Genomic DNA, 22,577 nt, shown 5'->3' on the forward strand with positions numbered 1-22,577 from the left:
CGATGACGATGAGCCCACGACCGGCCCCTGCCGCAGAGCGCCCCGCGTCCTCTCCGATGGCCGAGCGCGCCCACCTGGGGAGCTCGAAGAAGATGTGGCCGCTGATGCTCGCGGCGCTCGGGGTCGTCTACGGCGACATCGGGACGAGCCCGCTCTACGCGATGAAGGAGTGCTTCAGCCCCAGCAGCCCGCACCACGTCGCTCCGACGCCCGCGAACGTGCTCGGGGTGCTCTCGCTGATGTTCTGGTCGCTGATGATGGTGGTGACCGTCAAGTACGTGACGTTCATCACGCGGGCCGACAACGAGGGCGCGGGCGGCATCCTCGCGCTGCTCGCGCTCGTCCCGAGCGGCGATCGCAAGGGCGAGGGCCGCGGCCTCCTCGTGCTCCTCGTCCTCTTCGGCGCGGCGCTCCTTTATGGCGACGGCGTGATCACGCCAGCGATCTCGGTGCTCTCGGCCGTGGAGGGCCTCGAGGTCGCGATCCCGAGGCTGGACCCTGCCGTCGTGCCGATCATCACCTGCGGCGTGCTGCTCGCCGTGTTCCTCGTGCAGAAGCGCGGCACGGCCGGGGTCGGGTCGATCTTCGGGCCGGTGACGCTCGTGTGGTTCGTCACGCTCGTTCTGCTCGGGGCCAAGGAGCTCATGCGCAGCCCCGGAGTGCTCCGGGCCGTCTCACCGACCTACGCGGTGAGCTTCTTTGCCGAGAACCAACTGCATGGCTTCCTGATCCTCGGCGCGGTCGTCCTCTGCATCACGGGCGGCGAGGCGCTGTACGCCGACATGGGGCATTTCGGCCGCGTGCCGATCAAGTACACCTGGTACACGATCGTCTGGCCCGGGCTGCTCATCAATTATTTCGGCCAGGGCGCCAAGCTCCTCGCGGACCCCACCGCGGCGGCGAACCCGTTCTATGCGCTCGTCCCGTCGTGGGCGCTCTACCCCACGGTGGCGATCGCCACGGCGGCGACGGTCGTCGCGTCCCAGGCGCTCATCTCCGGGGCCTTCTCGCTCACCCAGCAGGCGGTGCAGCTCGGGTATTTCCCGCGTGTCACGGTCGTCCACACGTCGAAGGACGAGGCGGGGCAGATCTACATCCCCGAGGTGAACAGCGGGCTCCTCATCTCGTGCATCGTGCTGGTCCTCACCTTCAAGAACTCGAGCGCGCTCGCGGCTGCCTACGGCATCGCCGTCACGGGGACGATGGGGATCACCACGGTGGTCTATTACGTGGTCACCCGGGAGACGTGGGGTTGGCCGGTCTGGAAGTCGCTCCCGCTGGCCGGGCTCTTCCTGGTGATCGATCTCGCGTTCTTCGCGGCGAACAGCGCCAAGTTCTTCCACGGGGGCTGGGTGCCCATCGTGATGGGCGCGGCGATCTTCACGGTGATGACGACCTGGAAGACGGGGCGAAAGCACCTCGCCGAGGCGATCAAGTCGGCCATCTTGCCGCTCGACATGTTCCTCGAGGACGTGAAGCGCGTGAAGCCGCACCGGGTGCGCGGGACGGCGGTCTTCATGGCGTCGAGCCCGGAGGGCACGCCGCCGATCCTGCTGCACCACGTGAAGCACAACCAGGTGCTGCACGAGCAGGTGGTGCTCCTCTCGATCCAGGTGACGAACGTGCCGGAGGTGCCGGCGGAGCGGCGCACGACGGTCATCCCGCGGGGGGAGGGGATCTACCAGGTCACGGCGTGTTACGGCTTCATGCAGACGCCGAACGCGCCGTCGGTGCTCGAGGGGTGCAAGCGGCACGGGCTCGACATCGATCTCGGGAGGACGAGCTACTACCTCGGCAGGGAGACGCTGCTGACGACCGGGCGCTCGAAGATGTCCCGGTGGCGCAAGGGGCTGTTCGCCTTCATCTCGCGGAACGCGCGGCCGGCGACGGCGTACTTCGGTCTGCCCCCGAACCGCGTGGTCGAGCTCGGAATGCAGGTGGATTTTTAGGAGGGCGCGGGGCTCAGGGCCCCGTGTACCGCGCGCGCGGCCGTAGCATGTACCCCGCCTCCCGCTGCTCGAACGCGTGGGCGATCCAGCCGGCGGCGCGCCCCACCGCGAAGAGCGCGGCCGCCGTGCCGGCCGGCAGGCCGAGCGCGGCCGCGATCGCGACGAGGCCCAGGTCGAGCGACGGCGGATCGAGGCCGGCGTCGCGCAGCGCGTCGACGAGCGCGAGCACCGTGCGCAAGGCCGCGCTCTGCGGGGCGAGGGCGCGGGCCGTGTCGAGCAGCAGCTGGGCGCGGGGGTCGCCCTCGGGGTAGAGCCTGTGCCCGACGCCGGCGATGGGCTCGCCGCGGCGCAGCCGCTCGTGGACCGCGGCGGCGGCGCGCTCGGGCCGGCCTGCCTCGGCGACCAGGGCCTCCACCCGGTCGGTCATGCCGCCGTGCCTCGGGCCGGAGAGCGCGGCGAGCCCCGCGCTGACGCAGGCGTAGAGGTCGGCGCCGGTGGAGGCGGCCACCCGGACCGCGAACGTCGAGGCGTTCAGCTCGTGATCGGCCGAGACCAGGAGCGCGCGGTTCACGGCGCGCTCGGCCTTCTTCGAGGGGTTCGCGCCGAGGGCGATGAGCAGCCGCCGCGCCGCTCCGTCGGCCTCGAGGGCGTCGGTCGCCCTGCGCGCGTCCCGCCCGAGGCCCACGAGCGCCGCGAGCGATCGCACGAGGGCCCGCGCCCGCGCGCGCTCCGCGTCGCCCGTGGGGATGCGCCCGTCGCCCGAGGGCGCGCCCACGTGGCGGGTCGCGTCGTGCGCGCCGAGCGCGGGCACCACGAGCGCGAGCGCGACGAACGGCGGCGCGCCCTCCGGCAGGAGCGCCGCGAGCTTGGCCGGGCGGACGCTCGGCCGGCCTGGCCGCGCCGCCGGCGCGCCCTCCGCCGGCAGCTCGCCGGTCCAGAGCAGCTCGGCGACCGCCTCGAAGGGCACGTCGTCGAGCGCCAGCGCGACCGCCTCCTTGCCCCGGTAGACGGGCCCGCGCGGGCCGATCGCGGTGAGCGCCGACTCGAGCACCGGCTCGCCCCACCGGAGCGCCTCGGCGGCGACCGGGCCGTGGCCGGCGCGCGCGTCGTGCCGCGCCTTGAGCCGCTCGATGTCCGCCCGGAGGTAGAGCCGCGCGCGCCCTCGCCCGCCGGGCACCCCCCGGAGCACGCCCCGGCTCGCGTACGCGTAGAGCGTCTCCCGCTTCACGCCGAGCAGCTCCGCCGCCTCGGCGCCGGTCACGTACGCCGAGGGCCGCTGACCCGAGTCAGGTAGATCCACCATGAGCGCCCATCAACGTTGCATCCATCCTGTCCTCCGATGCACGAGGCGCCGGCGTCGCGCGCGCCGGCGACATCGGCACATCGGCGACATCGGCGACATCCATTCCTCCTAGCACCGCCCTCCTCGGCATCCTCCGGGATTCTTCCTCGACGCGCTTCGAGGCCGTGCATGGTTGATTGTACAATCAAGGTTGATCAACCTCGTGCGGTGCCCAAGATGTCGTCAGTGGAGGTGATCGGGATGAGGGATGTGGCGGCGCCGCTCGCGAGCGGCCTGGAGGGCGTGGTGGTGGCGGAGACGCGGCTCTCGGAGGTGGACGGAGAGCGGGGGAGGCTCACCCTCGCGGGCCACGACGTCGAGGAGCTCGCCGGCGGCGGCGGGGTGACCTTCGAGGACGCGTGCGGGCTGCTCTGGGGCGGCGCGCTGCCCGGGGCGGCGGAGCGGGAGTCGCTCCGGCGAGCGATCGCCGAGGGGCGGACGAGGGCCTTTGCGCTGCTCGGGCGGCTCGGGGACGCGCTCCAGGCGGGCGACGGGATGGATGCGATCCGCGCCGCGGTCGCGCACCTCTCGGGCGACGTCCCGCCCGCGGCGATCGCCGGGGCGGTGGCGACGTTCGCGGCGGCGTGGGCGCGGCGCTGCGCGGGGGAGGCGCCGGTCGCGCCCGATCCGGCGCTCCGGCTCTCGGCCGACTACCTGCGCATGGCGCGGGGGGCCGCGGCGAGCGAGGCCGAGGCGCGAGAGCTCGACACGTACCTCGTGACGGTCTCGGACCACGGCATGAACGCGTCCACCTTCACCGCGCGCGTGGTCACCTCGACGGGGTCGGACGCGATCTCGGCGGTGGTCGCGGCGATCGGCGCGCTGAAGGGGCCGCTCCACGGCGGCGCGCCCGGGCCGGTGCTCGACATGCTGGACGCGATCGCGGCGAAGGCGGGCGAGGGCGGCGCGCCGCCCCAGGGCTCCGCCGAGCGCTGGATCCAGTCCGAGCTCGCGGCGGGCCGGCGGATCATGGGCATGGGCCACCGGATCTACCGGGTGAGGGATCCGCGGGCGGCGGTGCTCGAGCGGGCGATCGAGCGGCTCGAGCGGCTCGAGCGGACGGCAGGCGGCGCGCGGAGCGCACGGCTCGCGCTGGCGCGTGAGGTCGAGCGGGCGGCCGAGGCCGCGCTCCGCGCGCGGCACCCGGAGCGCCCGCTGCGCGCGAACGTCGAGTTCTACACGGCGGTGCTGCTCGACGCGCTCGGGCTGCCCCGCGCGCTCTTCGCGCCGACCTTCGCGGCGGGCAGGGTCGCGGGCTGGTGCGCGCACATCGACGAGCAACGGCGCGCGGGGCGGCTCATTCGCCCGAGCTCACGCTACATCGGGGGCGTCCCTGGAGCGGCAGCTCCGCCGCATTGAGGCGTCGGGCCCGCCGCGCGCGCGGTGAGGCTGCTGGCAGGAGCGCTCGTGCCGGCCACGAGGTCGACCTGCCCAGGTCGGACTTATTGAAGAGTCCGTGACGGCATTCACTTCACCCCCGTCGTCCTTCCATCCTATCCGCACAGAAATTGCCGGAGAGGCCGTTCCACAGCCCTCGAAGGACAAAAGGAGAACGCGCCGGGCGCGGGTAGGACGTTGTTCGTCCTGCAAAGTTGGCAGCCTCGCGGGGGCACTGTTATCGTGTTCAGTATGTCGTCCGCCGCTCTTGCCGCTCCGCTTGCCCGGGACCTCCTGCGCCATACCCTCCCCGAGTTCGAAGCGCGCGCCAAGACGCTCCCGCTCGGCCTGCGGGAAATCAACGACGCGCTCCCGGAAGGGGGGCTGCCGCGCGGGGGGGTGGTGGAGCTCGCCGCGCCGCGGGGGCTGGGGCGCTCCACCTCGCTCGCCCTCTCGGCGTGCGCGTCGGCGCAAGCGGAGGCGCGGCTGCGCGGGACGAGCGCGACGGCGGGGGCGTGGTGCGCGTGGATCGACCCGAGCGGCTCGCTCTACGCGCCGGCGGTCGCGCGCGCGCAGGTCGATCTGAGCCGGCTGCTCGTTGTGCGGCCCCCGCCGGAGGTGCTCGCGAAGGTCGCGGTGCGGATGGCGATGAGCCGGGCGTTCGCGGTGCTCGTGATCGACGTGGCCGGGGTCCCGGGGGCCTTCGGCCAGGGCGCGGGGAAGGGGGAGCGGAGCGCGCCCGGGGCGGGGCGCCGCGAGGAGGACCTCGCGCGCTGGGTCAACGTGGTGCGCAAGCTCGCCCTGGCGATCGAGGGGAGCGACGGGACGATCCTGCTCCTCACCGATCGCCAGGCGGCGCGGCCGATGCCCTTGCCGGTCGCGATGCGGCTGGAGCTCGAGCAGGTCGCCGAGAACCGGTTGATGGTCCGCGTCGCCAAGGACCGCCGAGGGCGCGTGACCTCGCCGACCCCGGTGGTGCTCGGGGAGCGGCCCGGGGACAAGGCAGAGCGGACGGCGGGCGGCGAGCCGCGGCCCGCGCTGTCGCGGGCGTGAGGGAGGAGAGGCGATGGCGGTGAGGCGCATGGTGGCGATCGTGCTCCCGCAGCTCGCGTGCGAGCTGGTGAAGCAGCGCGGGCCGGTCTCGCCGAGCGGGAAGGCGCCGCTCGCGGTGATCCTCGGGGGCGAGGAGGACCGCCGCGCGGCGCTCGCCCCGCAGCCCGAGCGCGAGCCGCAGGCGCCGGCGGCGGTGATCGACGTGGTCGACGACGAGGCGAGGCGGTACGGGGTGAGGCCGGGGCAGAAGGTCGTCGAGGCGGCGGCGCTGGTCGCCCACCTCGCGATCCACCGGGTGACGTTCGCCGAGATCGACGCGGCGCTCGGCCGGGTCGCCGAGGTGGCGCTCGGGCTCGGGGCGACGGCGGCGATCCAGCTCGGCGAGCAGGGCGCCCCGCGCGCCGGCGCGGCGCGGGCGAGCCGCGCTCCCGAGCGCGCCGCGAGCGAGGCGCGGAGCCCGTGGGGCGACGGCCCGTACGACACGGTGTGGCTCGACATCACCGGGGCGTCGCACCTCGTCGGCGGCGAGGAGGCGCTGCTCGGCGAGCTCGGCGAGCGCGTCGCGGCGCTCGGCCACCGGGCGCGGCTCGCGATCGCCGACGGGCCGCGGCTCGCGCAGGCGCTCGCGCGCTTCGGCGCGCACGCGGACGGCGGGGGAGGGGCGGAGGCCCCGATCGCGCCGCCAGGAAAGGGGGCGCAGGCGATCGGGCCCTTGCCGGTGCAGGCGCTCCCGGTCGAGCGCGAGGTGGCGAGCTTCCTCGTCCGGCTCGGGGTGCTCCGCGTCGAGGATCTCGCGCGCCTCCCGCGGGCGCAGGTGGCGGCGCGGCTGGGGCCGCGGACGGCGGACGTGATGGAGCTCCTCGCAGGCCGCGATCCCGTGCCGCTCCTGCCGTTCGAGGTGCCCCGGCTGCTCGAGGAGGAGGTGCTCTTCGACGAGCCGATCGAGAGCGCCGAGTCGCTCCTGTTCGTGCTGCGCGGCATGACGTCGCGGATCGCGTCGCGGCTCGCCGCGCGCGGGGAGGCGTGCGGGCGGCTCAACGTGGCGATCGCCTACGATCGCTCGATCGCGCGGCTCCGCCTCGGCGAGCGCGAGGACGACGCCGCCGCGGCGCTCCTGGAAGACGACGGGCGCGGCCCTTCGCTGCGCTTCCACGTCGACATGCCGGTGCCCCTCTCGGACGCGGGCGATCTGCTCCGTCCGCTGAAGGCGAGGCTCGAGCGGATCGAGCTCGCGGCGCCCGCGGTGGGGGTGCACGTCATCGCCTCGCGCATCGCGCGGGCCCGCCGGGTGCAGCTCGATCTGTCGCGCGACCGGTCGGTCGATCCCGACAGCCTGCCGGCGCTCCTGGCCGAGCTCTCGGCGGAGATCGGCCAGGAGCGGGTGGGCATCCTGGAGATCGCCGACGCGCACCGCCCCGAGGCGCGCTCGCGGCTCGTGCCGGCCTCCGGCGAGGCGGCCATGACGCGCGCGTCCGCCGCGGCCCGCGCGCGCACCGCGGCGGATCGGGGCGCGGCCGAGCAGGCCGGGGGCGCGGACGCGCCGGCGCTGGAGCCCGCGCGGCTCCTCGCGCAGCCGATCCCGCTCGGCCGGGTGGGGCGCGGGGCGATCGTGGCCGTCGATCGGCACCTCTACGCGATCGAGCGGCTCTCCTTCGTGATGCGCATCGACGCGGTGGAGTGGTGGACGCCCACGCCGGCGTCGCGCGATTACGCGCGCGCCTGGCTCGTCTCGGGCTCTCCGTCCGGCAAGGCCGCCCCGGCGCGCCTCGGCGAGCTGCGCCCTCCTCGAGACGGCGCGAGCGCGAGCTCCTGCGGCGAAGCGTGGATCTACGTCGACCGCGCGACGGGCGAGGCGTTCCTGCAGGGGTGGTGCGAGTGAGCGCCGGCGCGTCGGTCCCGTTCGTGGAGCTCTGCGGCCGCTCCTGCTTCTCGTTCCTGGAGGGCGCCTCGCACCCCGAGGAGCTCGTGCACCGCGCCAAGGAGCTCGGCCTCGAGGGGCTCGCGCTCTGCGATCGCGACGGGATCTACGGCAGCGTGCGCGCGCACACGGCGGCGAAGAAGGTCGAGCAGCGGGTGATCGTCGGGGCCGAGCTGACGCTGGGCGCGCCGCGCGGGGGCGCCGAGCGCGCGCCGGAGGTCCGGCCGTCGGTGGTCCTCCTGGTCGAGGACAGCGAGGGTTACGCGAACCTCTGCCGCCTGCTCACGATCGCGCATGCCGAGTGCGAGAAGGGGATGGCGAGCATCTCGGCGGAGGCGATCGCGGCGGCGCAGCGAGGCCTCTCCGCGATCGTGCCGCTCGATCCTCTCGTGCCCGAGGGCGTCTCCGGCGCGCTCCTCGGCACGCTGCGCGACGCGTTCGGCGAGCGCGCGCTCGTCGCGACCTGGAAGCACCTCGATCGCCGCGACGGCGAGCGCGTCGCGGCGGCCCTCGCGGCGGAGCGCCGCTACGGCCCCTGCGTGGTGGCGACGGCGCGCCCGCTCTATCATCACCCGTCGCGCAAGCCGCTCGCGGACGTGCTCGCGTGCATCCGGACCAAGACCACGCTCGATCAAGCGGGGACGCGGATCGCGCCGAACGCGGAGGCGTACGTGCGGTCCGGCGCGCAGATGGCGGCGCTGTTCCGCGATCATCCGGCCTGGGTCGCGCGCACGGTGGAGGTCGCGTCCCGCTGCCGCTTCTCGCTGTCCGAGCTCCGCTACAGCTTCCCGAGCGACGCCCTCTGCATGCCGGGGGAGACGTCGGATCAGGCGCTGCGCCGCCTCACCGAGGAGGGCTGCCGCGACCGTTACCCGGAGGGGGCGCCGCCTCCGGTGCGCGCGCAGATCGAGAAGGAGCTCGCCTTGATCGCGAAGCTCGGCGTGGCGCCCTATTTCCTCAGCGTGCAGCAGGTCGTGAAGATCGCGCGCGCGCGGCAGATCCTCTGCCAGGGCCGCGGGAGCGCGGCGAACAGCGCTGTGTGCTTCGTGCTCGGCGTGACGGCGGTGGACCCGGCCCGGTCGAGCCTGCTCTTCGAGCGCTTCCTGTCGGAGGAGCGCCACGAGCCCCCGGACATCGACGTCGATTTCGAGCACGAACGCCGGGAGGAGGTGATCCAGGCGATCTACGAGATGTACGGGCGCGACCGGGCGGCGATGGTCTCGGAGGTGATCGCCTACCGCGGCAAGAGCGCGCTCCGCGAGGTGGGCAAGGCGTTCGGCTTCTCGGCGGATCAGGTCGACCGGCTGAGCGGCCTCGTGCATCACCACGAGGCGGACATCACCGAGCAGCGGGTCAGCGAGGCGGGCCTCGATCCGGATGACGTGCGCGTCCGGCAGGCCGTCATGATGGCGAGCGCGCTCGAGGGCTTCCCGCGCCACCTCTCGATCCACGTGGGCGGCTTCGTGCTGTCGTCCGAGCCGCTGCACAAGGTGGCCCCGGTCGAGCCTGCGCGGATGGAGGGCCGCACGGTGATCCCGTGGGACAAGGACGATCTCGACGATCTCGGCTTCTTCAAGATCGACGTCCTGGCGCTCGGCATGCTGACGGCGATCCGCAAGGCGCTCGGCTTGATCCACTCGGACCGGTACGCCGGGCTCGCGGGTCGCTTGGTCGACGCGGCACGGGACCCTGCGCCCGCAGGGGTCTCGTTCCACGCGGGCCGAGGCGCCGCGTTCGATCCGATCGCGGCGCTCGCGCAGATCCCGCCGGAGGACCCGGCTGTCTACGAGGCGATCGGCCGGGCCGACACGGTGGGGGTGTTCCAGATCGAGAGCCGCGCGCAGATGGCGATGCTCCCGCGGCTGAAGCCGAACAAGTTCTACGACCTGGTGATCGAGGTGGCGATCGTGCGCCCCGGGCCCATCCAGGGCGGGATGGTGCACCCCTACCTGCGCCGGCGGACGGGGCAGGAGCCGCCGGTGTCCCCGCACCCGTGCCTGGATCCCATCCTGGAGCGCACGCTCGGCGTTCCGCTCTTCCAGGAGCAGGTGATGCAGATCGCGATGGTCGGCGCGGGCTACACGCCGGGCGAGGCCGACCAGCTGCGCCGCGACATGGCGGCGTGGAAGAAGCACGGGCGCCTGGAGCGGCACCGCGGGCGGCTCATCCAGGGCTTCGCCGAGCAGGGGATCTCGGCGAAGTTCGGGGAGATGCTGTACCAGCAGATCCAGGGCTTCGGGGAGTACGGCTTCCCGGAGTCGCACGCGGCGAGCTTCGCGCTCCTCGTGTACGCGTCGGCCTGGCTCAAGGTCCACCACCAGGCGGCGTTCACCTGCGCGCTGCTCAACGCGCAGCCGATGGGGTTCTACAGCCCGTCGGCGCTGGTGCAGGACGCGCAGCGGCACGGCGTGGACGTGCGGCCTGTGTGCGTGGTGCAGAGCGCGTGGGACGCGACCCTGGAGCCTTCCGCCGAGCCCTCGGCGGGCCCGGCGCTGCGGCTCGGCATGCGGCTCGTGAAGGGGCTCGGCGAGGCGGCCGCGGCGGCGATCGTGGCGGCGCGCGAGGAGGCGCCGTTCACGAGCCTCCCGGATCTCGTGAGGCGCACGGAGCTGAAGAAGAACGAGGTGGAGGCGCTCGCAGAAGCGGGCGCGCTCGCCGCGCTGGTGCCTGCCCGGAGAGAGGCGCTCTGGCGCGCGCGCGCCCCCCGCGTGGAGGGGTTGTTCGAGGGCGTTCCGATCGAGCAGGACCGGGACGTCGGGCTCCCTCCGCTCAGGCCGCTGGAGCAGCTCGCGCTGGACTACGGGCGCGTGGGTCTGTCGCTGCACGACCACCCGATGCGGCACGTGCGGCGGGCGCTCAAGCGGCGGCGCGGGGCCGGGCGCGTGCGGACCGCGGAGGAGATCAAGGCCGCGCGCGACGGGGAGAGCGTGCGGGTCGCCGGGATGGTGGTCGGACGCCAGCGGCCGGCGACCGCGAGCGGCGTGACGTTCATGACGCTCGAGGACGAGACCGGCGTGGTCAACGTCATCGTCCAGCGGCAGGTCTTCGCGGAGTACGAGCACGTGGCGAGGAACGCGGCGCTCCTGCTCGTCGCCGGGCGGATCGAGCGGCAGGGCGAGGTCGTCCACGTGCTCGCGCGCGAGCTCGATCGGCTGGAGCTGCCCAGCGGCGAGGAGATCGCGCTCAAATCGCGCGACTACCGGTGAGGGCGCGCCGACGCCGCGCTCCCGGAGCGCGGGGCGATCGGCGGCGCGTGAGGAGAGCACGCGCGCTCGTCAGCGAGCGGCGACGACCTCGTCGACGCGAGCGCGCTCGTCAGCGGGCGGCGACGACCTCGTCGACCAGCGAGAGCAGCGTCGCCGCGTCGAACGGCTTCAGGAGCAGCCGGGCGTTGACCTGCTGCAAGAACGCCTTGCTGCGCTCCGTGAACGCGCCGCCGGTCAGGAACACGACACGGCGCTGCTGCTCGGGCGCGTGCTCGGCAAGCGAGGTGTAGAAATCCATCCCCGTCATGTCGGGCATCATGAGGTCGCACAGGATGGCGTCGTAGCGCTCTCCGGCGCGGATCCGGCGGAGCGCGTCGCGCGCGCTCGCTGTCGCGGTCGTCTCGTGCCGTGGCTCGAGCGTCCCCGCGATCGCCCGCGTGAGCAGCGGCTCATCGTCGATGATGAGGACCCGCTGCCGCTGCGCCGCCTCCGGCGCGAGCGCGTCGAGGCTGCCGCTCTCGCGCGGCCACCTCGACGCGGCGGAGCCGGGCGCGGCGGAGGCGCGCGCCTCGCTGGCCGCGGCGGCGGGGAGGACGAGGCGGAACGTGCTCCCCTTGCCGGGGCGGCTGTCCACCTCGATCCGACCCCCCAGCGCCGTGACGATGGAGTGGCAGATCGCGAGCCCCAACCCGAGCCCTTCGCCAGCTTCCTTGCTCGTGTAGAACGGCTCGAAGACCCGAGCGAGCGACTCGGGCGCGATCCCGGCGCCCGTGTCGCGCACCTCGACGACGACCGACCCCTCGGCGTCGCAGCGCGTCGAGAGCTCGATCTCGTTCTGCTCGGCGAGCCCCTCGGGGATGGCCTGCGCGGCGTTCACGATGAGGTTCAGGAAGGCCTGCGCGAGCCGCGGCTCGTTCGCCTGGACGGGCGGCACCTCCTGGAAGCTCCGGACGACGCGGGCGCGGTGCCGGATCTCGTTCATCGCCATGTGGACGCAGGCGTCGAGCACCCGCCGGGGGTCGACCGGCCCGCGTCGGTCCTCCTCGGCGCGCGAGAAGCTGTGGAGATCGCGCACGATGAGCCGCACCCGCTCGGCGCCCTCGCGCGCGTCCTCCAGCAGGCTCAGCACGTCGGAGAGCTCGCTCGACGGCGCGCGGCCGTCGCCGTGAGAGCGCGCCCAGGGGCCGCCGCGCGCGGCGCTGTTCCGGCGATCGAGCGAGCCGATGCGCCGGATGGCCGCGTCGACGTTCGTGATGACGAAGGCGAGGGGGTTGTTGATCTCGTGGGCGACGCCGGCGGCCAGCGTGCCGACGCTCGCCATGCGGCCGGCGCCGACGAGGCGGGCCTGCGTCTGCGCGAGCGCCTGGCGCGAGGCGGCGTCGCGCGCGGCGCGCTCGCGGACGAGGGAGAGCCGCGCCCGGGGGCCCGCGCCGTCGCCGCCCGCGAGCAGGAAATCGCTCGCGCCGGCCGCGAGGATGCCGTCGATGTCCCCGTCGCGCTCGGTGATCGCGAGGACGAACACCGCATCGCCGCCGGGCTGCGCCCGCACGCGGCCGCAGAGCGCGGCGGCGCTGGCGGGCTCGCTCCAGTCGACGGCGAGCACCGGCGGCGCCTCGCCCAGGCACCGCTCCAGGGCATGCGCGGGGTCGGAGGTGACGCCGACGTCCGGCGCGTGACGTCGGATCAGCGCTTCGAATCGCTCGCTCGCCGCGGCGCGCCCGCGGAGGAGCAGGATGGCGGCCGGCTCCGCGCAGCCCATCGACGTCCTCTCAGCTGTCCTTCGAAGACCCGTTTCAGGTGTCCTTCGAAGATCCTTTACCGCATCTCCATCCCGGCGTGCAGGCATGGTGATCCGTTCCGCTGCGCCTGCCAGGCGCCTCGCCGCGTCGCCGGTCTCCTTCGCGCCGCTCGCCAGCCGGTCGGCTCGCCCGCTTCGCGCGGCTATCGGGGGCTGGACGTCGCGTCGTCGTCCGGATCGCCGTCGTCGGCGACCCTCGTCGCGCCGTCCGCGAGCAGCGGGTACAGGCTCTCGACGAACTCCCCGGAGAGCCGACCCGCGAGGTGTGCATCCATCCGCGCCATCGCCTCGCGCAGCCGATCGATCTCGGCCGAGAGCGCTGCCTTGAGCGGCTGGCGCTGCGCCTGTTCCATCCAGGTGAGCTCCACGAGCGCCTCCTCGAGGTGCGCGCGCGCCGCACCGCCCGCCTCGCCCGCGTCGGGTTCTCGGACCAGGTACTCCGCGACGCGCACGCGCCCGCGGTAGCGGACCCGCGTCCGCTCGAGGAAATCCCGGTACGGCTTCACCGCCCCGCTGAGCGCCTGCACCGCCGCCGCGAGGGCGTTCGCCTCGCCCCGGAGCGCCTCGCGATCGGCGCCGGAGAGCGCCGGGTTGTGCTCGACGTGGGCCTCGAGCGTCGCCAGCACCTCGCGGGCCCAGCGGAGGTGCCGGAGCCCGGATGCGCCGCGCGACAGGCGCCGCCCTGCCGCCCCGTCCGCGCTCACGCCACCGCCGCCGCCGGCGCCGCCTCGCGCTCCGGGCGCTTCGCCGTCTCGTTGATCTTCACGCTGACGAGCTTCGAGACGCCGGGCTCTTGCATCGTCACGCCGTAGAGCACGTCGACCGACTGCATCGTGCGCTTGATGTGCGTGATGAGGATGAACTGCGAGTGGCTCGTCATGCTCCGGATCGCCTCGTTGTAGCGGGCCACGTTCGCCTCATCGAGCGGCGCGTCGACCTCGTCGAGGATGCAGAACGGCGACGGCTTGAACTGGAAGATCGCGAAGATGAGCGACACCGCGGTGAGCGCCTTCTCGCCGCCGCTCATGAGCTCGATGTTCCCGAGCTTCTTGCCCGGCGGCTGCGCCAGGATCTCGATCCCCGTCTCCAGCATGTCGTCGGGGTTCGTCAGCCGGAGCTCCGCCTGCCCTCCGCGGAACATCTTGGGGAACAGGGTCTTGAAGCGCGCGTTGATGCCGTCGTACGTCGTCTTGAAGAGCCGCTTCGACTCGCGGTTCATCTGGGCGATCGCCTTCTCGAGGTCGTCGATCGCCTTCTCGAGATCGGCCTTCTGGCCCGAGTAGTACGTGTACCGCTCCTCGGCCTCGGCGTGCTCGCGCACGGCGTCGAGGTTGACGGGGCCCATGCGGTCGAGCAGCTCCGTCAGCTCCTGGATGCGCGCGCGGTGCGAGGCGTCGGCGGGCGGCCGCTTGTGGTAGTCGCCGACCACGCGGGCGAGCTCCAGCCCGCGGAAGCGCTCGCGCACCCCCTCGATGAGGTGGTCGTGCTCGACCCGCAGCCGCTCCAGCGCGAGCTCGTGCTTGCGGAGCCGCTCCGACACCTCGGCCAGCTCCTGCCGCAGCCCGCGCAGGTCGGCCTCGCGCACCCCGTGCGCCTGCCGCGCCTCGTCCAGCGAGCGCCGCGCCTCGGTCAGCGCGGCCTGCGCCGCGTGCGCCTCGGCGACGGCGCGGACCAGCGCCTCGCGCGCGATCATGATCGTCGCCGCGGCCTTCCCTGCGCCCACGGCGCTCTCCGTCCGCTCCTGGTCGAGCCGGGCGATCCGGCCACGGAGCTCGTTGCACGACCGCGTGAGCCGCTCGACCGTGCCCCGCGCCGCCGCGGCGCGCTCGCGCACGCGCGCGAGCTTCACCTTGCGCTCGGTCACGACCGACTGCTGCCCGAGCACCCGCTCGCGCCACTCGGCCGCGACCTGCTCGGCGTGCTCGAGGCCGGCCGCCGCCGCCTCGCGCGCCGCTCGCCCCGCCTCGAGCTTGTCGCGCGCCGCTTGCTGCTCGCTCCCGCCGGCGTCGAGGTTGTCGGCGAGGTCCTCGAGCTCGGATCGCACCACGCCCTCGCGCTTCTGCGCCGCGGCGAGCTGCTCCTCCGCGCGGCGGAGATCCTTCTCGGCGGTCACGAGCGCGAGCTCTCCCTCGTGCGCCTCGCTCCGCGCCCGCTCCAGCGCCGTCCCCACCTCGGTGATGCGCAGGCGGAGCTTCTGCTGCGCGTCGAGCAGGGCCGTCACCTCCTCCGACTTGGTCGCGACGAACTCGTGCAGCGCGCGCATCTCCCGCTTCTGCTCGATCATACCGGCCGCGACCGCGTCGCCCGAGCCGCCGCTCACCACGCCGTCCTCGCGCAGGACGGTGCCGTCGAGCGTCACGAGCGTGCACCCCGCGCCCTCCGCCGCGAGCCGCGCCGCGACCTCGGCGGAGGCGACGACCACCGCGTCCCCCACGAGCGCGCGCGCCAGCGCCTCGTCCTCGGGCGCGAAGACGAGCCGGTCCACGAGCGGCCCGAGCACGCCCTCCCCGCGCGGCGGCCGCCGCGCCGCGCCGGCCACGAACGAGGGCCGCGCCGCGATCACGCTCGCCCGCCCCCGGTTGTTCTTCGACAGATCCGCGAGCAGCGCGATCCCGCGCTCGACGTCGCTCACGACCGCGCACTGCAGCCGGTCCCCGAGCAGCCCCGCGAAGGCCGCGGTCAGCTCGGCCGGCGCCTCGATGCGGTCGGCCACGAGCCCGAGCAGCGCCGGGTCCTTGGTCTTGAGGAGGTTCTTCACCCCGGCGCCGACGCCCTCCAGCCGCGCGTGCAGCTCCTCGAGCGCGCGGAGCCGGTTGCGCCGCTGCCCGAGCTCGTTCTTGGCGTGCTCCACGGCGCGGTCGCTCGAGACCGCCTGCTCGCGCAGCGCCTTCATCTCTGCGTCCAGCCGCGTCCGGTCTTCCGCCGAGATCCGCTTCCCCTCGGCGAGCTCCGCCACGTTGCGCGTCAGCGACGAGCGCCGCCGCTCGAGCTCCTCCGACTCGTACATCAGCCGCCCGAGCTCGTCCTCGAGCTTCGCGCGCCGCTGGCTCATCTCCGCCATGCGCCGATCGAACCCGGCGAGCGACGCCTCGGCGGCCGCGACCGCCGCGGTGGCCTCGGCGGCCCGCCGGCGCAGGGCGGCGACCTCGTGCTCGGCGGTCCGCTCTCCGTGGCGCAGCTCCTCGAGCCGCTCGTGCTGCTCGAGCGCGAGCTCGCTCTCCCGCGCCTCTTCCTCGTCGACGCCGGCGAGCTGCGCCTCGAGCTGCGCCTTCTCTGCGCTGAGCTCGTCGACCGTCTTCTCGAGCTCTCCCTGCTCCTTGGCCGCGGTGACGAGCCGCTCCTCGAGGTGCCGCAGGCGGTCGCGCGCCCGCGCGATCTCCGCCTCGTGGGTGCGCACCTGGTTGTCGGCCGCGAACGCCTCGTTCTGCGCGCGCTCGGCCCGCTCCTCGCAGGCGAGGGCCTCGAGCCGGGTGACCTCGATCTCGGCCTCGCGCGCCGAGAGCGCCGTGCGCGACGCCTGCTCGCGCTCCGCGTGCGCGGCCCTGCCGTGCGACTCGTGCTGCGTGAGCACCGTGATCTCGAGGAGCTTGTGCGACGCCTCGTGGAGCACGAGGTCCTCCAGCTCCTTGCGGTAGTTGACGTACCGCTCGGCCTTGGCCGCCTGGCGCTTCAAGGACGCGAGGTTCCGCTGGATCTCGGAGACGATGTCCCCCACGCGGAGCAGGTTCTGCCGCGTCTGGTCCATCTTCTGCTCGGCCTGCTTCTTCCTGGCCTTGTATTTCGTGATGCCGGCGGCCTCCTCGATGAGCATCCGCCGGTCCTCGGGGCGCGCCGAGACGATGAGCCCGATCTTTCCCTGCTCGACGATGGAGTAGGCCTTCGTGCCGACGCCGGTGCCGAGGAAGAGGTCGGTCACGTCCTTGAGCCGGACCTGGGTCTTGTTGATGAGGTACTCGCTCGTCCCGTCGCGGAAGAGCCGGCGCGTCACCGCGATCTCCGCGTAGTCCCGGTACTCGAGCGGCAGCTGCGACGCCGCCGTCGGCTCGCTGTTGTCGAAGGTGAGCGTCACCTCGGCCATCCCGTGCTGGGCGCGGGTCTCGGAGCCGTTGAAGATGACGTCCGACATCGACTTGCCGCGCAGGTGCTTCGCGCTCTGCTCCCCGATCGCCCACCGGATGGCGTCGACGATGTTCGACTTGCCGCAGCCGTTGGGACCGACGATGCCCACCACGTCCGTGTCGAAATGGACCACCGTCCGGTCGACGAACGATTTGAACCCGCTGATCTCGAGCTTACGAATGCGCATGACGTCCCCGGGACCGGCCGGGCGGGCTTAAACGTATCGTCACAGCACGCCACGTACCGTCACAACTGGCGTCTCGGGGTCTACGTGGGCTGGCGCCGCGCGGCAAGAGCGGAATCCTGGCTCCTGACGCGCGCCGAGGACCAGGTCTTGCGCATCCCGCTGGTGCAGCGATGTCCGGAGCGCAAGGTGTGCTTTTGGCAGCCGCCTTGACAGGTGGCTAACGTGGCCATACTCCTCGGGTTGTTCCGAGGAGTAGAAACGTCATGCCCACTTACGAGTACGCCTGCACATCTTGCGCGCATGAATGGGAGGCCGAGCAGTCCATCAAGGAGGCCGCGCTCTCGGAGTGCCCGTCGTGCCTCAACGCGACAGCCCGGCGGCAGATCTCGCGCGGCACGGGCTTCATCCTCAAGGGCAGCGGCTGGTACTCCGACCTCTACGCCTCGGGGTCGAACAAGCCGCCCGCGAAGTCGGAGGGCGGGTCGGGCAGCTCCTCCGGGTCGGAGGGGGCGAGCTCGGACTCCGGGTCGAGCAGCGCCTCGCCGGCGAGCGGCAGCACCAAGAGCGACTCCAGCGCGTCGTCCGCCTCCTCCTCCTCCGCGGCGGCCTGACGCCAGCTCGGCGAGCAGCGACGGGGGTGTGGCCAGCGCGGCGCAGCGCGCAGTGGCGCCGTCGTGGTGCGCCGGCAATGCTGCGTGCCCACCGGCGCCGGGCGCGGTGCTAGGGTGCCCTGGATGGATGAGAGAAAGCGACTTGAGGAGCTCCGCCGGCAGCTCACGGAGCTGGATCAAGAAATCCTTCGCAGCATCGAGCGGCGGGCTCGCATCGCGCACGAGCTTGCCAAGCTGAGGACGGGCACGGCCCGGTTCGCCCCCACGGCCGACGCCGCCCACGTGCAGGCGCTCGAGCGCGCCGTGACGCCGCCGTTCCCGCAGCGCGCGGTGCGGCCGATCTTCGTCGCCATCGACGCGGCCTCGCGCGCGTTCGAGGTCGCGCCCCGGGTGGCGTACCTGGGGGCCGAGGGCGACTATGGCTGGACCGCGGCGCACGATCACTTCGGGATCGGAGGCGAGTTCGTCCGCGCCGACAGCCCCCTCGCCGCCATCGAGGAGGTCGCGCGCTCGCGCGCCGACTTCGCGGTGATCCCGTACGAGTCGCTCAAGGAAGGGCCGATCTTCCCGACGATCCAGGCGATCGGCGGCGCCGATCTCAAGGTGGTCGGCGAGCGCCAGCTGGTGCAGGCGCTCGACCTCGTGAACCGGACGGGCAGCCTCGCCGCCGTCGAGCGGGTGTACTCCTCGCCCCAGGATCACGTGGCCTGCGTGAACTACCTCGAGCTCCAGCACCCGCGCGCGCTGGTGCTCGACGTGCGGGGCCCGCAGGCCGCCTGGGATCTCGCGGCGGAGAACGAGGGCAGCGCCGCCATCGTCCCCCGCGGCTTCGCGGGCGGGCAGGAGCTCAGGGTCGCCCGCGAGAACGTCGGCGACGAGGGGGAGCTCCGGATCCGCTACGCGGTGCTGTCCCGGCTCCCCTCGCCGCGCTCGGGCCACGACGCCACGGCGATCCTCTTCAGCGTCCACGATCGGCCCGGCGCGCTCCACGACATCCTCCAGCACTTCAAGGAGCGCAGCTGCAACCTCCGGCGGGTCCACTCCCGCCCCGTCCCCGGCGAGGGCTGGGACTACGTGTTCTACGTGGAGGTCAGCGGACACACGACCGATCGGGCGCTCGTCGCGGCGCTCGAGGGCGTGAAGCGCGAGACGAAGATGCTGAAGATCATCGGCTCCTTCCCGCTGGAGCGCCCCGACCCGCCGCACGAGCGAGCTTGATGGCGAACGAGATGGTGCGGACGCTGTTCCATTCCCGAGGCGCTGCCGCCCTGCGCCGCGCGGCGGGCGCGATCGCGATCGCGGCGCTCGCCCTCCAGGCGCTCGGCGGCTGCGGCGGCGCCGACGACAGCCTCGCGCTGGTCGGCGGAGAGAAGATCGACGCGACGGCGATCGATCGCGACCCCCTGGCCGTCCTCCCGAGCGGCGCGGTGATGCTCGGTTACCTCGACGCGGCGGCCATGTTCACGTCCGGCCTGGGAGGAGAGGTCAACCAGATCGTCACGAGCCTGCTCCCGCTGGGCCCCGAGTCGAACTTCGTCCCGTCGCGCGACATCGTGAAGGTCTACGGCGGCCTCTATGCCATGCAGGGCGCGGACTTCTGCGCCGTGATGCAGGGCAACTTCGACGTCGACGCGATCCGCCGCTCCGCCGACGCCAGGTCGGTCACCGTGATCGGCGCGCCGCTCGTGAAGACGCGCTACGCGGACAACGATCTCTTCACGGCCGGCAACGTCGGCTTCGTCGTGCTCACGCCGCACACGATCCTCACCGGCAACGAGACCGGGATGCGGCGGGCCCTCGATCGGCTCCGCTCCGGCAAGCTGACGCGCTCCGTGCCTTCGTGGATGGTCGAGCTGCTCGGGACCAAGGGCGCGTCGTTCGCCGTGGCCGGCGATCTCTCGAGCCAGGCGGCGGTCGCGTCTGCGGCGGGGCAGTTCCCCTTCCTCGCGGGGCTCCAGTACGTGCGCGTCATCGGCAACTTCCAGCCGCCCGGGGTCAACTTCGCCGGTGCCCTCACGTACACGGACCCGCAGAGCGCGGCGAACGGCGCTGTCGCGCTCCGCAACCTCGAGCAGATCGCCAGGATCGCGACCCTGCTCTCCTCGTGGGGCTTCGGTTACGGCTCGGTCCCTCCGATGCAGGTCGCGCAGCGCGAGAGCGACGTCGCGTTCACGCTGCCCCTCGGCGAGGGGATCGTGCGCATGCTCCTCCGCACGGTCGCCGACACGGCGCGGAGCGTGGCGCTCGTGCGCTGACTCACGCCTTGCGGAGCGGCGCGCGCGAGGGCGGCGCGGCGTGGGCGGGGTCGTCCGGCCACGCGTGCTTCGGGTAGCGGCGGCGGAGCTCCTTCGCGATGGCGGGGTAGTGGCGCGCCCAGAACCCCGACAGATCGGTCGTGACCTGCACGGGGCGCTGGTTCGGCGCGCACAGGTGCAGCACGACAGGCACCCGTCCACCGGCGACGCGCGGCCCCTCCGCCATGCCGAAGAAGTCCTGCAGCCGGGACGCGAGCGACGGCGCCGCGCCCGCCGTGTACTCGAGGCGCGCCCGCCGGCCGCCGGGCAGGACGATCGACTCGGGGGCGAGCTCGGCGAGCGCTCGCGCCTTCGCGGGGCCCAGCGAGGCCTGCACGGCGCTCGAGAGATCGGCGTCGCGGAGCTCGGCGAAGCTCCTGCGCCCGTCGCAGAGCGCCTCGAGCGTGGCGAGCACCGCGTCCTCGTCCACGTCCGGTAACGCCGCGTCGGGGCAGTGCGCGCGCACGAACGCGACCCGCAAGAGCCAGCTCTCGAGGGCGTCGCCCTTCACGAACGCTCGCCACCCCTTCGCCCTCGCCTGCGCCGCGAGCTCCCGCGCCGCCGCTTCCGCCAGCGGACCGCCGGCGCCGGCGGCCGGCCGCGCCTCGTCGAGCACGAGGGCGTCGTACGACAGCCGGCGCACGACCTCGACGCGCTCCGCGGCGGCGTTCCACGTCGCCTCCGTCGTGTCCCGGATCGCGTCCGTGAAGAGGTCGAGCAGCCAGTCGGCCTCGATCGCGCTCGCCGCCCGGACGACCGCGCGCGCCGAGCGCCCCTCGCTGCGCTCCTCGATGTCGACAGCGACCACGAGATCGACCTCGTCGATGACGCTCGCCTCGGAGAGCGCGGCCGTCCCGCCGGCGGCGAGCACGACCTCCCGTCCGGTCCGACCCGTCGCGCTGATCGGCCGGCGGAGACGCCCGACCCGGTCGGGGTATCCGGAGAGTATCGCGATGCGCTGGGCGATCTCGCGCGCCTCGACGGTCTCCGGCGGCGCGGCGCTGCGGTGATCGGCGAGCCGCGAGAGCTGCTTGCGCGTCCGCTCCACGGTGAGCGCGCGCGCCGGGTCCACGCCCAGCCACCGCAGGCGGTCCGCCGCGAACCGCGCGCGATCCGCCTCCTCGAAGGCCTGGAGCGCGGCGAGCAGGTCGGAGCTGTGCCGCGCGTCGCTCCTCCGACCATGGGGCTCCCGCGCGCCCGACGGCGCGCCGAGGTCGCGCTCCGCGACGAGCGCCGCGAGGGTGCACCCGTCGCCGGCGACGCCGCGCCGCTCGGCCTCGACGATCATCCGCGCCTGGCGCGGGTGCGCCGGGAAGCGAAGCATCCGCCTTCCGGTCGGCGTCACGCGCCGCCCCTCGTCGAGCGCGCCGAGCCGCACGAGCAGCGCCTCGGCCGCGGCGAGCCCGGCGGCGGGCGGCGCCTCCAGCCACCCGAACGCCTCGAGATCCGTGACCCCTGCCGCGCAGAGCTCGAGCACCGTCTCCGCGAGATCGAGCCGGCGGATCTCGGGCGCCTCGTGCTCCGGCCGCGAGGCGAGATCCCCGCGCGTGTAGAGCCGGAGGCAGCGGCCGGGCCGCGTCCGCCCGGCGCGCCCCGCGCGCTGCGCCGCGGAGGCGCGGGCGATGGGCGCGACGCGGAGCGTCGGCAACCCCGACCACGGCGCGTGCGCGGCCACGCGCGCGAGGCCGCTGTCGACGACCGCGACGACGCCGTCGATGGTCACGGAGGTCTCGGCCACGTTGGTCGAGAGGATGATCTTTCGCCGATCCGCGGGGCGCACCGCGCGGTCCTGCTCGGCCGCGGACAGCGAGCCGTGGAGCGGCAGGAGCAGCAGATCCTCGCTCTTCGCGATGGCTGCGCACGCGTCCATCGCCCGCCTGATCTCCGCGGAGCCGGGCAGGAACACCAGCACGTCGCCGTCGAGCCCCTCCTCGATGAGCTGCCGCACCGACGACGCGACGAGGCTCTCGAGCGTCCTGTCGCCCCAGTGCGCCGGGGCGCGGCGGTCGCCCGCGGCGTGGGTCGACGCGCTCACCCGGGCGCTCGGCAGGTACTCGATCGCGACGTCGAACATCCGCCCCTCGGCGCGCAGGGTCGGCGCCGCCGAGGCTCCCGCCGCCGCGGTGTCGTGGCCGCGCTCGGCCTCGGCCGCCGGGGCGGGCTGCGCCTCCGGCCCGCCGAGGAACGCCGCGATCGGCCCGGCGTCGAGCGTCGCGGACATCACCACGAGGCGGAGATCGGGCCGCGCGCCGCGCTGCAGGCGCCGGAGCAGCGCGAGCGCGACGTCGCCGGCGAGGTGCCGCTCGTGGAACTCGTCGAGCACCACGGCGCTCACGCCCCGGAGCTCGCGATCGACGAGGAGCCGCCGCGTCAGCACGCCCTCGGTCACGAAGCGGACGCGCGTGGCCGGGCTGGACGCCTCCTCGAAGCGCATCGTGTAGCCCACGGTCTCGCCCACGCGCTCGCCGAGCTCTTCGGCCACGCGCCGCGCGGACAGGCGCGCCGCGAGCCGCCGCGGCTCGAGCACCAGGATCTCGCCGCGCTCCGCGAAGCCCGCGTCGAGCAGCGCGCGCGGCACGCGCGTCGTCTTGCCCGCCCCGGGCGGGGCCTCGAGCACCACGCTCGGGCGCGCGCGCAGGGCGGCGCAGAGATCGGGGAGGATCGGATCGATCGGCAGCGGCTGCATGGCTTCGGCGCTCTCCGCGCGATGGGCGCGCGGCAGC

At 73.9% G+C, this 22,577-nt stretch carries 13 protein-coding genes; 8 read left to right on the forward strand and 5 right to left on the reverse strand.

All coding sequences use genetic code 11. From position 1 onward, the window contains the following. Positions 1-2 precede the first annotated feature (2 nt). Positions 3-1,949 (forward strand): potassium transporter Kup, encoded by a 1,947-nt coding sequence (locus WMF44_RS09355; protein WP_437298782.1) that lies wholly within the window; start codon positions 3-5, stop codon positions 1,947-1,949. 13 nt (positions 1,950-1,962) lie between these two features. Here WMF44_RS09355 and WMF44_RS09360 read toward each other — a convergent pair whose 3' ends face one another. After that, positions 1,963-3,252, reverse strand: coding sequence for a citrate synthase family protein (locus WMF44_RS09360; protein WP_437298783.1), 1,290 nt, complete (start codon positions 3,250-3,252; stop codon positions 1,963-1,965). Between the two features lie 240 nt (positions 3,253-3,492). On the opposite strand from WMF44_RS09360, the gene WMF44_RS09365 reads away from it, so the two are divergent. From WMF44_RS09365 to WMF44_RS09380, 4 genes are all read left to right on the forward strand, one after another. Further along, a complete protein-coding gene (locus WMF44_RS09365) occupies positions 3,493-4,650 on the forward strand; it encodes a citrate synthase (protein ID WP_437298784.1) in 1,158 nt (385 codons plus the stop codon). 270 nt (positions 4,651-4,920) lie between these two features. After that, positions 4,921-5,721 carry a recombinase A gene (locus WMF44_RS09370; RefSeq protein WP_437298785.1) on the forward strand — a complete coding sequence of 267 codons (801 nt, stop codon included), beginning with the start codon at positions 4,921-4,923 and terminating at the stop codon, positions 5,719-5,721. A 13-nt stretch (positions 5,722-5,734) separates the two neighbouring features. Continuing rightward, positions 5,735-7,600: a DinB/UmuC family translesion DNA polymerase gene (locus WMF44_RS09375; RefSeq protein ID WP_437298786.1), complete on the forward strand. Its 1,866-nt coding sequence runs from the start codon at positions 5,735-5,737 to the stop codon at positions 7,598-7,600. Next, entirely contained in the window at positions 7,597-10,845 is a 3,249-nt protein-coding gene (locus WMF44_RS09380; protein WP_437298787.1) for an error-prone DNA polymerase, read from the forward strand. The genes WMF44_RS09375 and WMF44_RS09380 overlap by 4 nt, the downstream gene beginning before the upstream one ends. Positions 10,846-10,954: 109 nt before the next feature. Here WMF44_RS09380 and WMF44_RS09385 read toward each other — a convergent pair whose 3' ends face one another. From WMF44_RS09385 to smc, 3 genes are all read right to left on the reverse strand, one after another. Then, a complete protein-coding gene (locus WMF44_RS09385; protein ID WP_437298788.1) occupies positions 10,955-12,604 on the reverse strand; it encodes an ATP-binding protein in 1,650 nt (549 codons plus the stop codon). Positions 12,605-12,786: 182 nt separating this feature from the next. Then, a complete protein-coding gene (locus WMF44_RS09390) occupies positions 12,787-13,347 on the reverse strand; it encodes a hypothetical protein (protein WP_437298789.1) in 561 nt (186 codons plus the stop codon). Next, positions 13,344-16,949, reverse strand: coding sequence for a chromosome segregation protein SMC (gene smc, locus WMF44_RS09395; protein WP_437298790.1), 3,606 nt, complete (start codon positions 16,947-16,949; stop codon positions 13,344-13,346). Before smc ends, WMF44_RS09390 begins: the two co-directional genes overlap by 4 nt. Before the next feature lie 263 nt (positions 16,950-17,212). Between smc and WMF44_RS09400 the strand changes: the two genes are divergently transcribed. The 3 genes from WMF44_RS09400 (at position 17,213) to WMF44_RS09410 (ending at position 19,815) form a co-directional block, all read left to right on the forward strand. After that, positions 17,213-17,560, forward strand: a complete 348-nt coding sequence (locus WMF44_RS09400) for an FmdB family zinc ribbon protein (protein ID WP_437298791.1) — start codon at positions 17,213-17,215, stop codon at positions 17,558-17,560. Between the two features lie 123 nt (positions 17,561-17,683). After that, on the forward strand, positions 17,684-18,778 hold the full coding sequence (locus WMF44_RS09405) for a bifunctional chorismate mutase/prephenate dehydratase (RefSeq protein ID WP_437298792.1): 1,095 nt from the start codon (positions 17,684-17,686) through the stop codon (positions 18,776-18,778). Continuing rightward, the gene (locus WMF44_RS09410) at positions 18,778-19,815 is read left to right on the forward strand and encodes a hypothetical protein (protein WP_437298793.1); all 1,038 of its coding nucleotides are present in this window, start codon (positions 18,778-18,780) and stop codon (positions 19,813-19,815) included. Before WMF44_RS09405 ends, WMF44_RS09410 begins: the two co-directional genes overlap by 1 nt. A 1-nt stretch (position 19,816) precedes the next feature. Here the strand turns inward: WMF44_RS09410 and WMF44_RS09415 are convergent, their stop codons facing one another. Beyond that, positions 19,817-22,540: an ATP-dependent RNA helicase gene (locus WMF44_RS09415; protein WP_437298794.1), complete on the reverse strand. Its 2,724-nt coding sequence runs from the start codon at positions 22,538-22,540 to the stop codon at positions 19,817-19,819. Positions 22,541-22,577 lie beyond the last annotated feature (37 nt).

The organism is Sorangium sp. So ce426, assembly GCF_051475585.1.
GTDB classification, from domain to species: domain Bacteria; phylum Myxococcota_A; class Polyangia; order Polyangiales; family Polyangiaceae; genus Sorangium; species Sorangium cellulosum_B.

Excerpts from the sequence above, each read along its gene's own strand:
- smc (WP_437298790.1), bottom strand. The coding sequence starts at position 16,949 with ATGCGCATTCGTAAGCTCGAGATCAGCGGGTTCAAATCGTTCGTCGAC.
- WMF44_RS09370 (WP_437298785.1), top strand. The coding sequence starts at position 4,921 with ATGTCGTCCGCCGCTCTTGCCGCTCCGCTTGCCCGGGACCTCCTGCGC.
- WMF44_RS09405 (WP_437298792.1), top strand. The coding sequence starts at position 17,684 with ATGGATGAGAGAAAGCGACTTGAGGAGCTCCGCCGGCAGCTCACGGAG.
- WMF44_RS09360 (WP_437298783.1), bottom strand. The coding sequence starts at position 3,252 with ATGGTGGATCTACCTGACTCGGGTCAGCGGCCCTCGGCGTACGTGACC.
- WMF44_RS09365 (WP_437298784.1), top strand. The coding sequence starts at position 3,493 with ATGAGGGATGTGGCGGCGCCGCTCGCGAGCGGCCTGGAGGGCGTGGTG.
- WMF44_RS09410 (WP_437298793.1), top strand. The coding sequence starts at position 18,778 with ATGGCGAACGAGATGGTGCGGACGCTGTTCCATTCCCGAGGCGCTGCC.
- WMF44_RS09400 (WP_437298791.1), top strand. The coding sequence starts at position 17,213 with ATGCCCACTTACGAGTACGCCTGCACATCTTGCGCGCATGAATGGGAG.
- WMF44_RS09385 (WP_437298788.1), bottom strand. The coding sequence starts at position 12,604 with ATGGGCTGCGCGGAGCCGGCCGCCATCCTGCTCCTCCGCGGGCGCGCC.
- WMF44_RS09375 (WP_437298786.1), top strand. The coding sequence starts at position 5,735 with ATGGCGGTGAGGCGCATGGTGGCGATCGTGCTCCCGCAGCTCGCGTGC.
- WMF44_RS09355 (WP_437298782.1), top strand. The coding sequence starts at position 3 with ATGACGATGAGCCCACGACCGGCCCCTGCCGCAGAGCGCCCCGCGTCC.
- WMF44_RS09415 (WP_437298794.1), bottom strand. The coding sequence starts at position 22,540 with ATGCAGCCGCTGCCGATCGATCCGATCCTCCCCGATCTCTGCGCCGCC.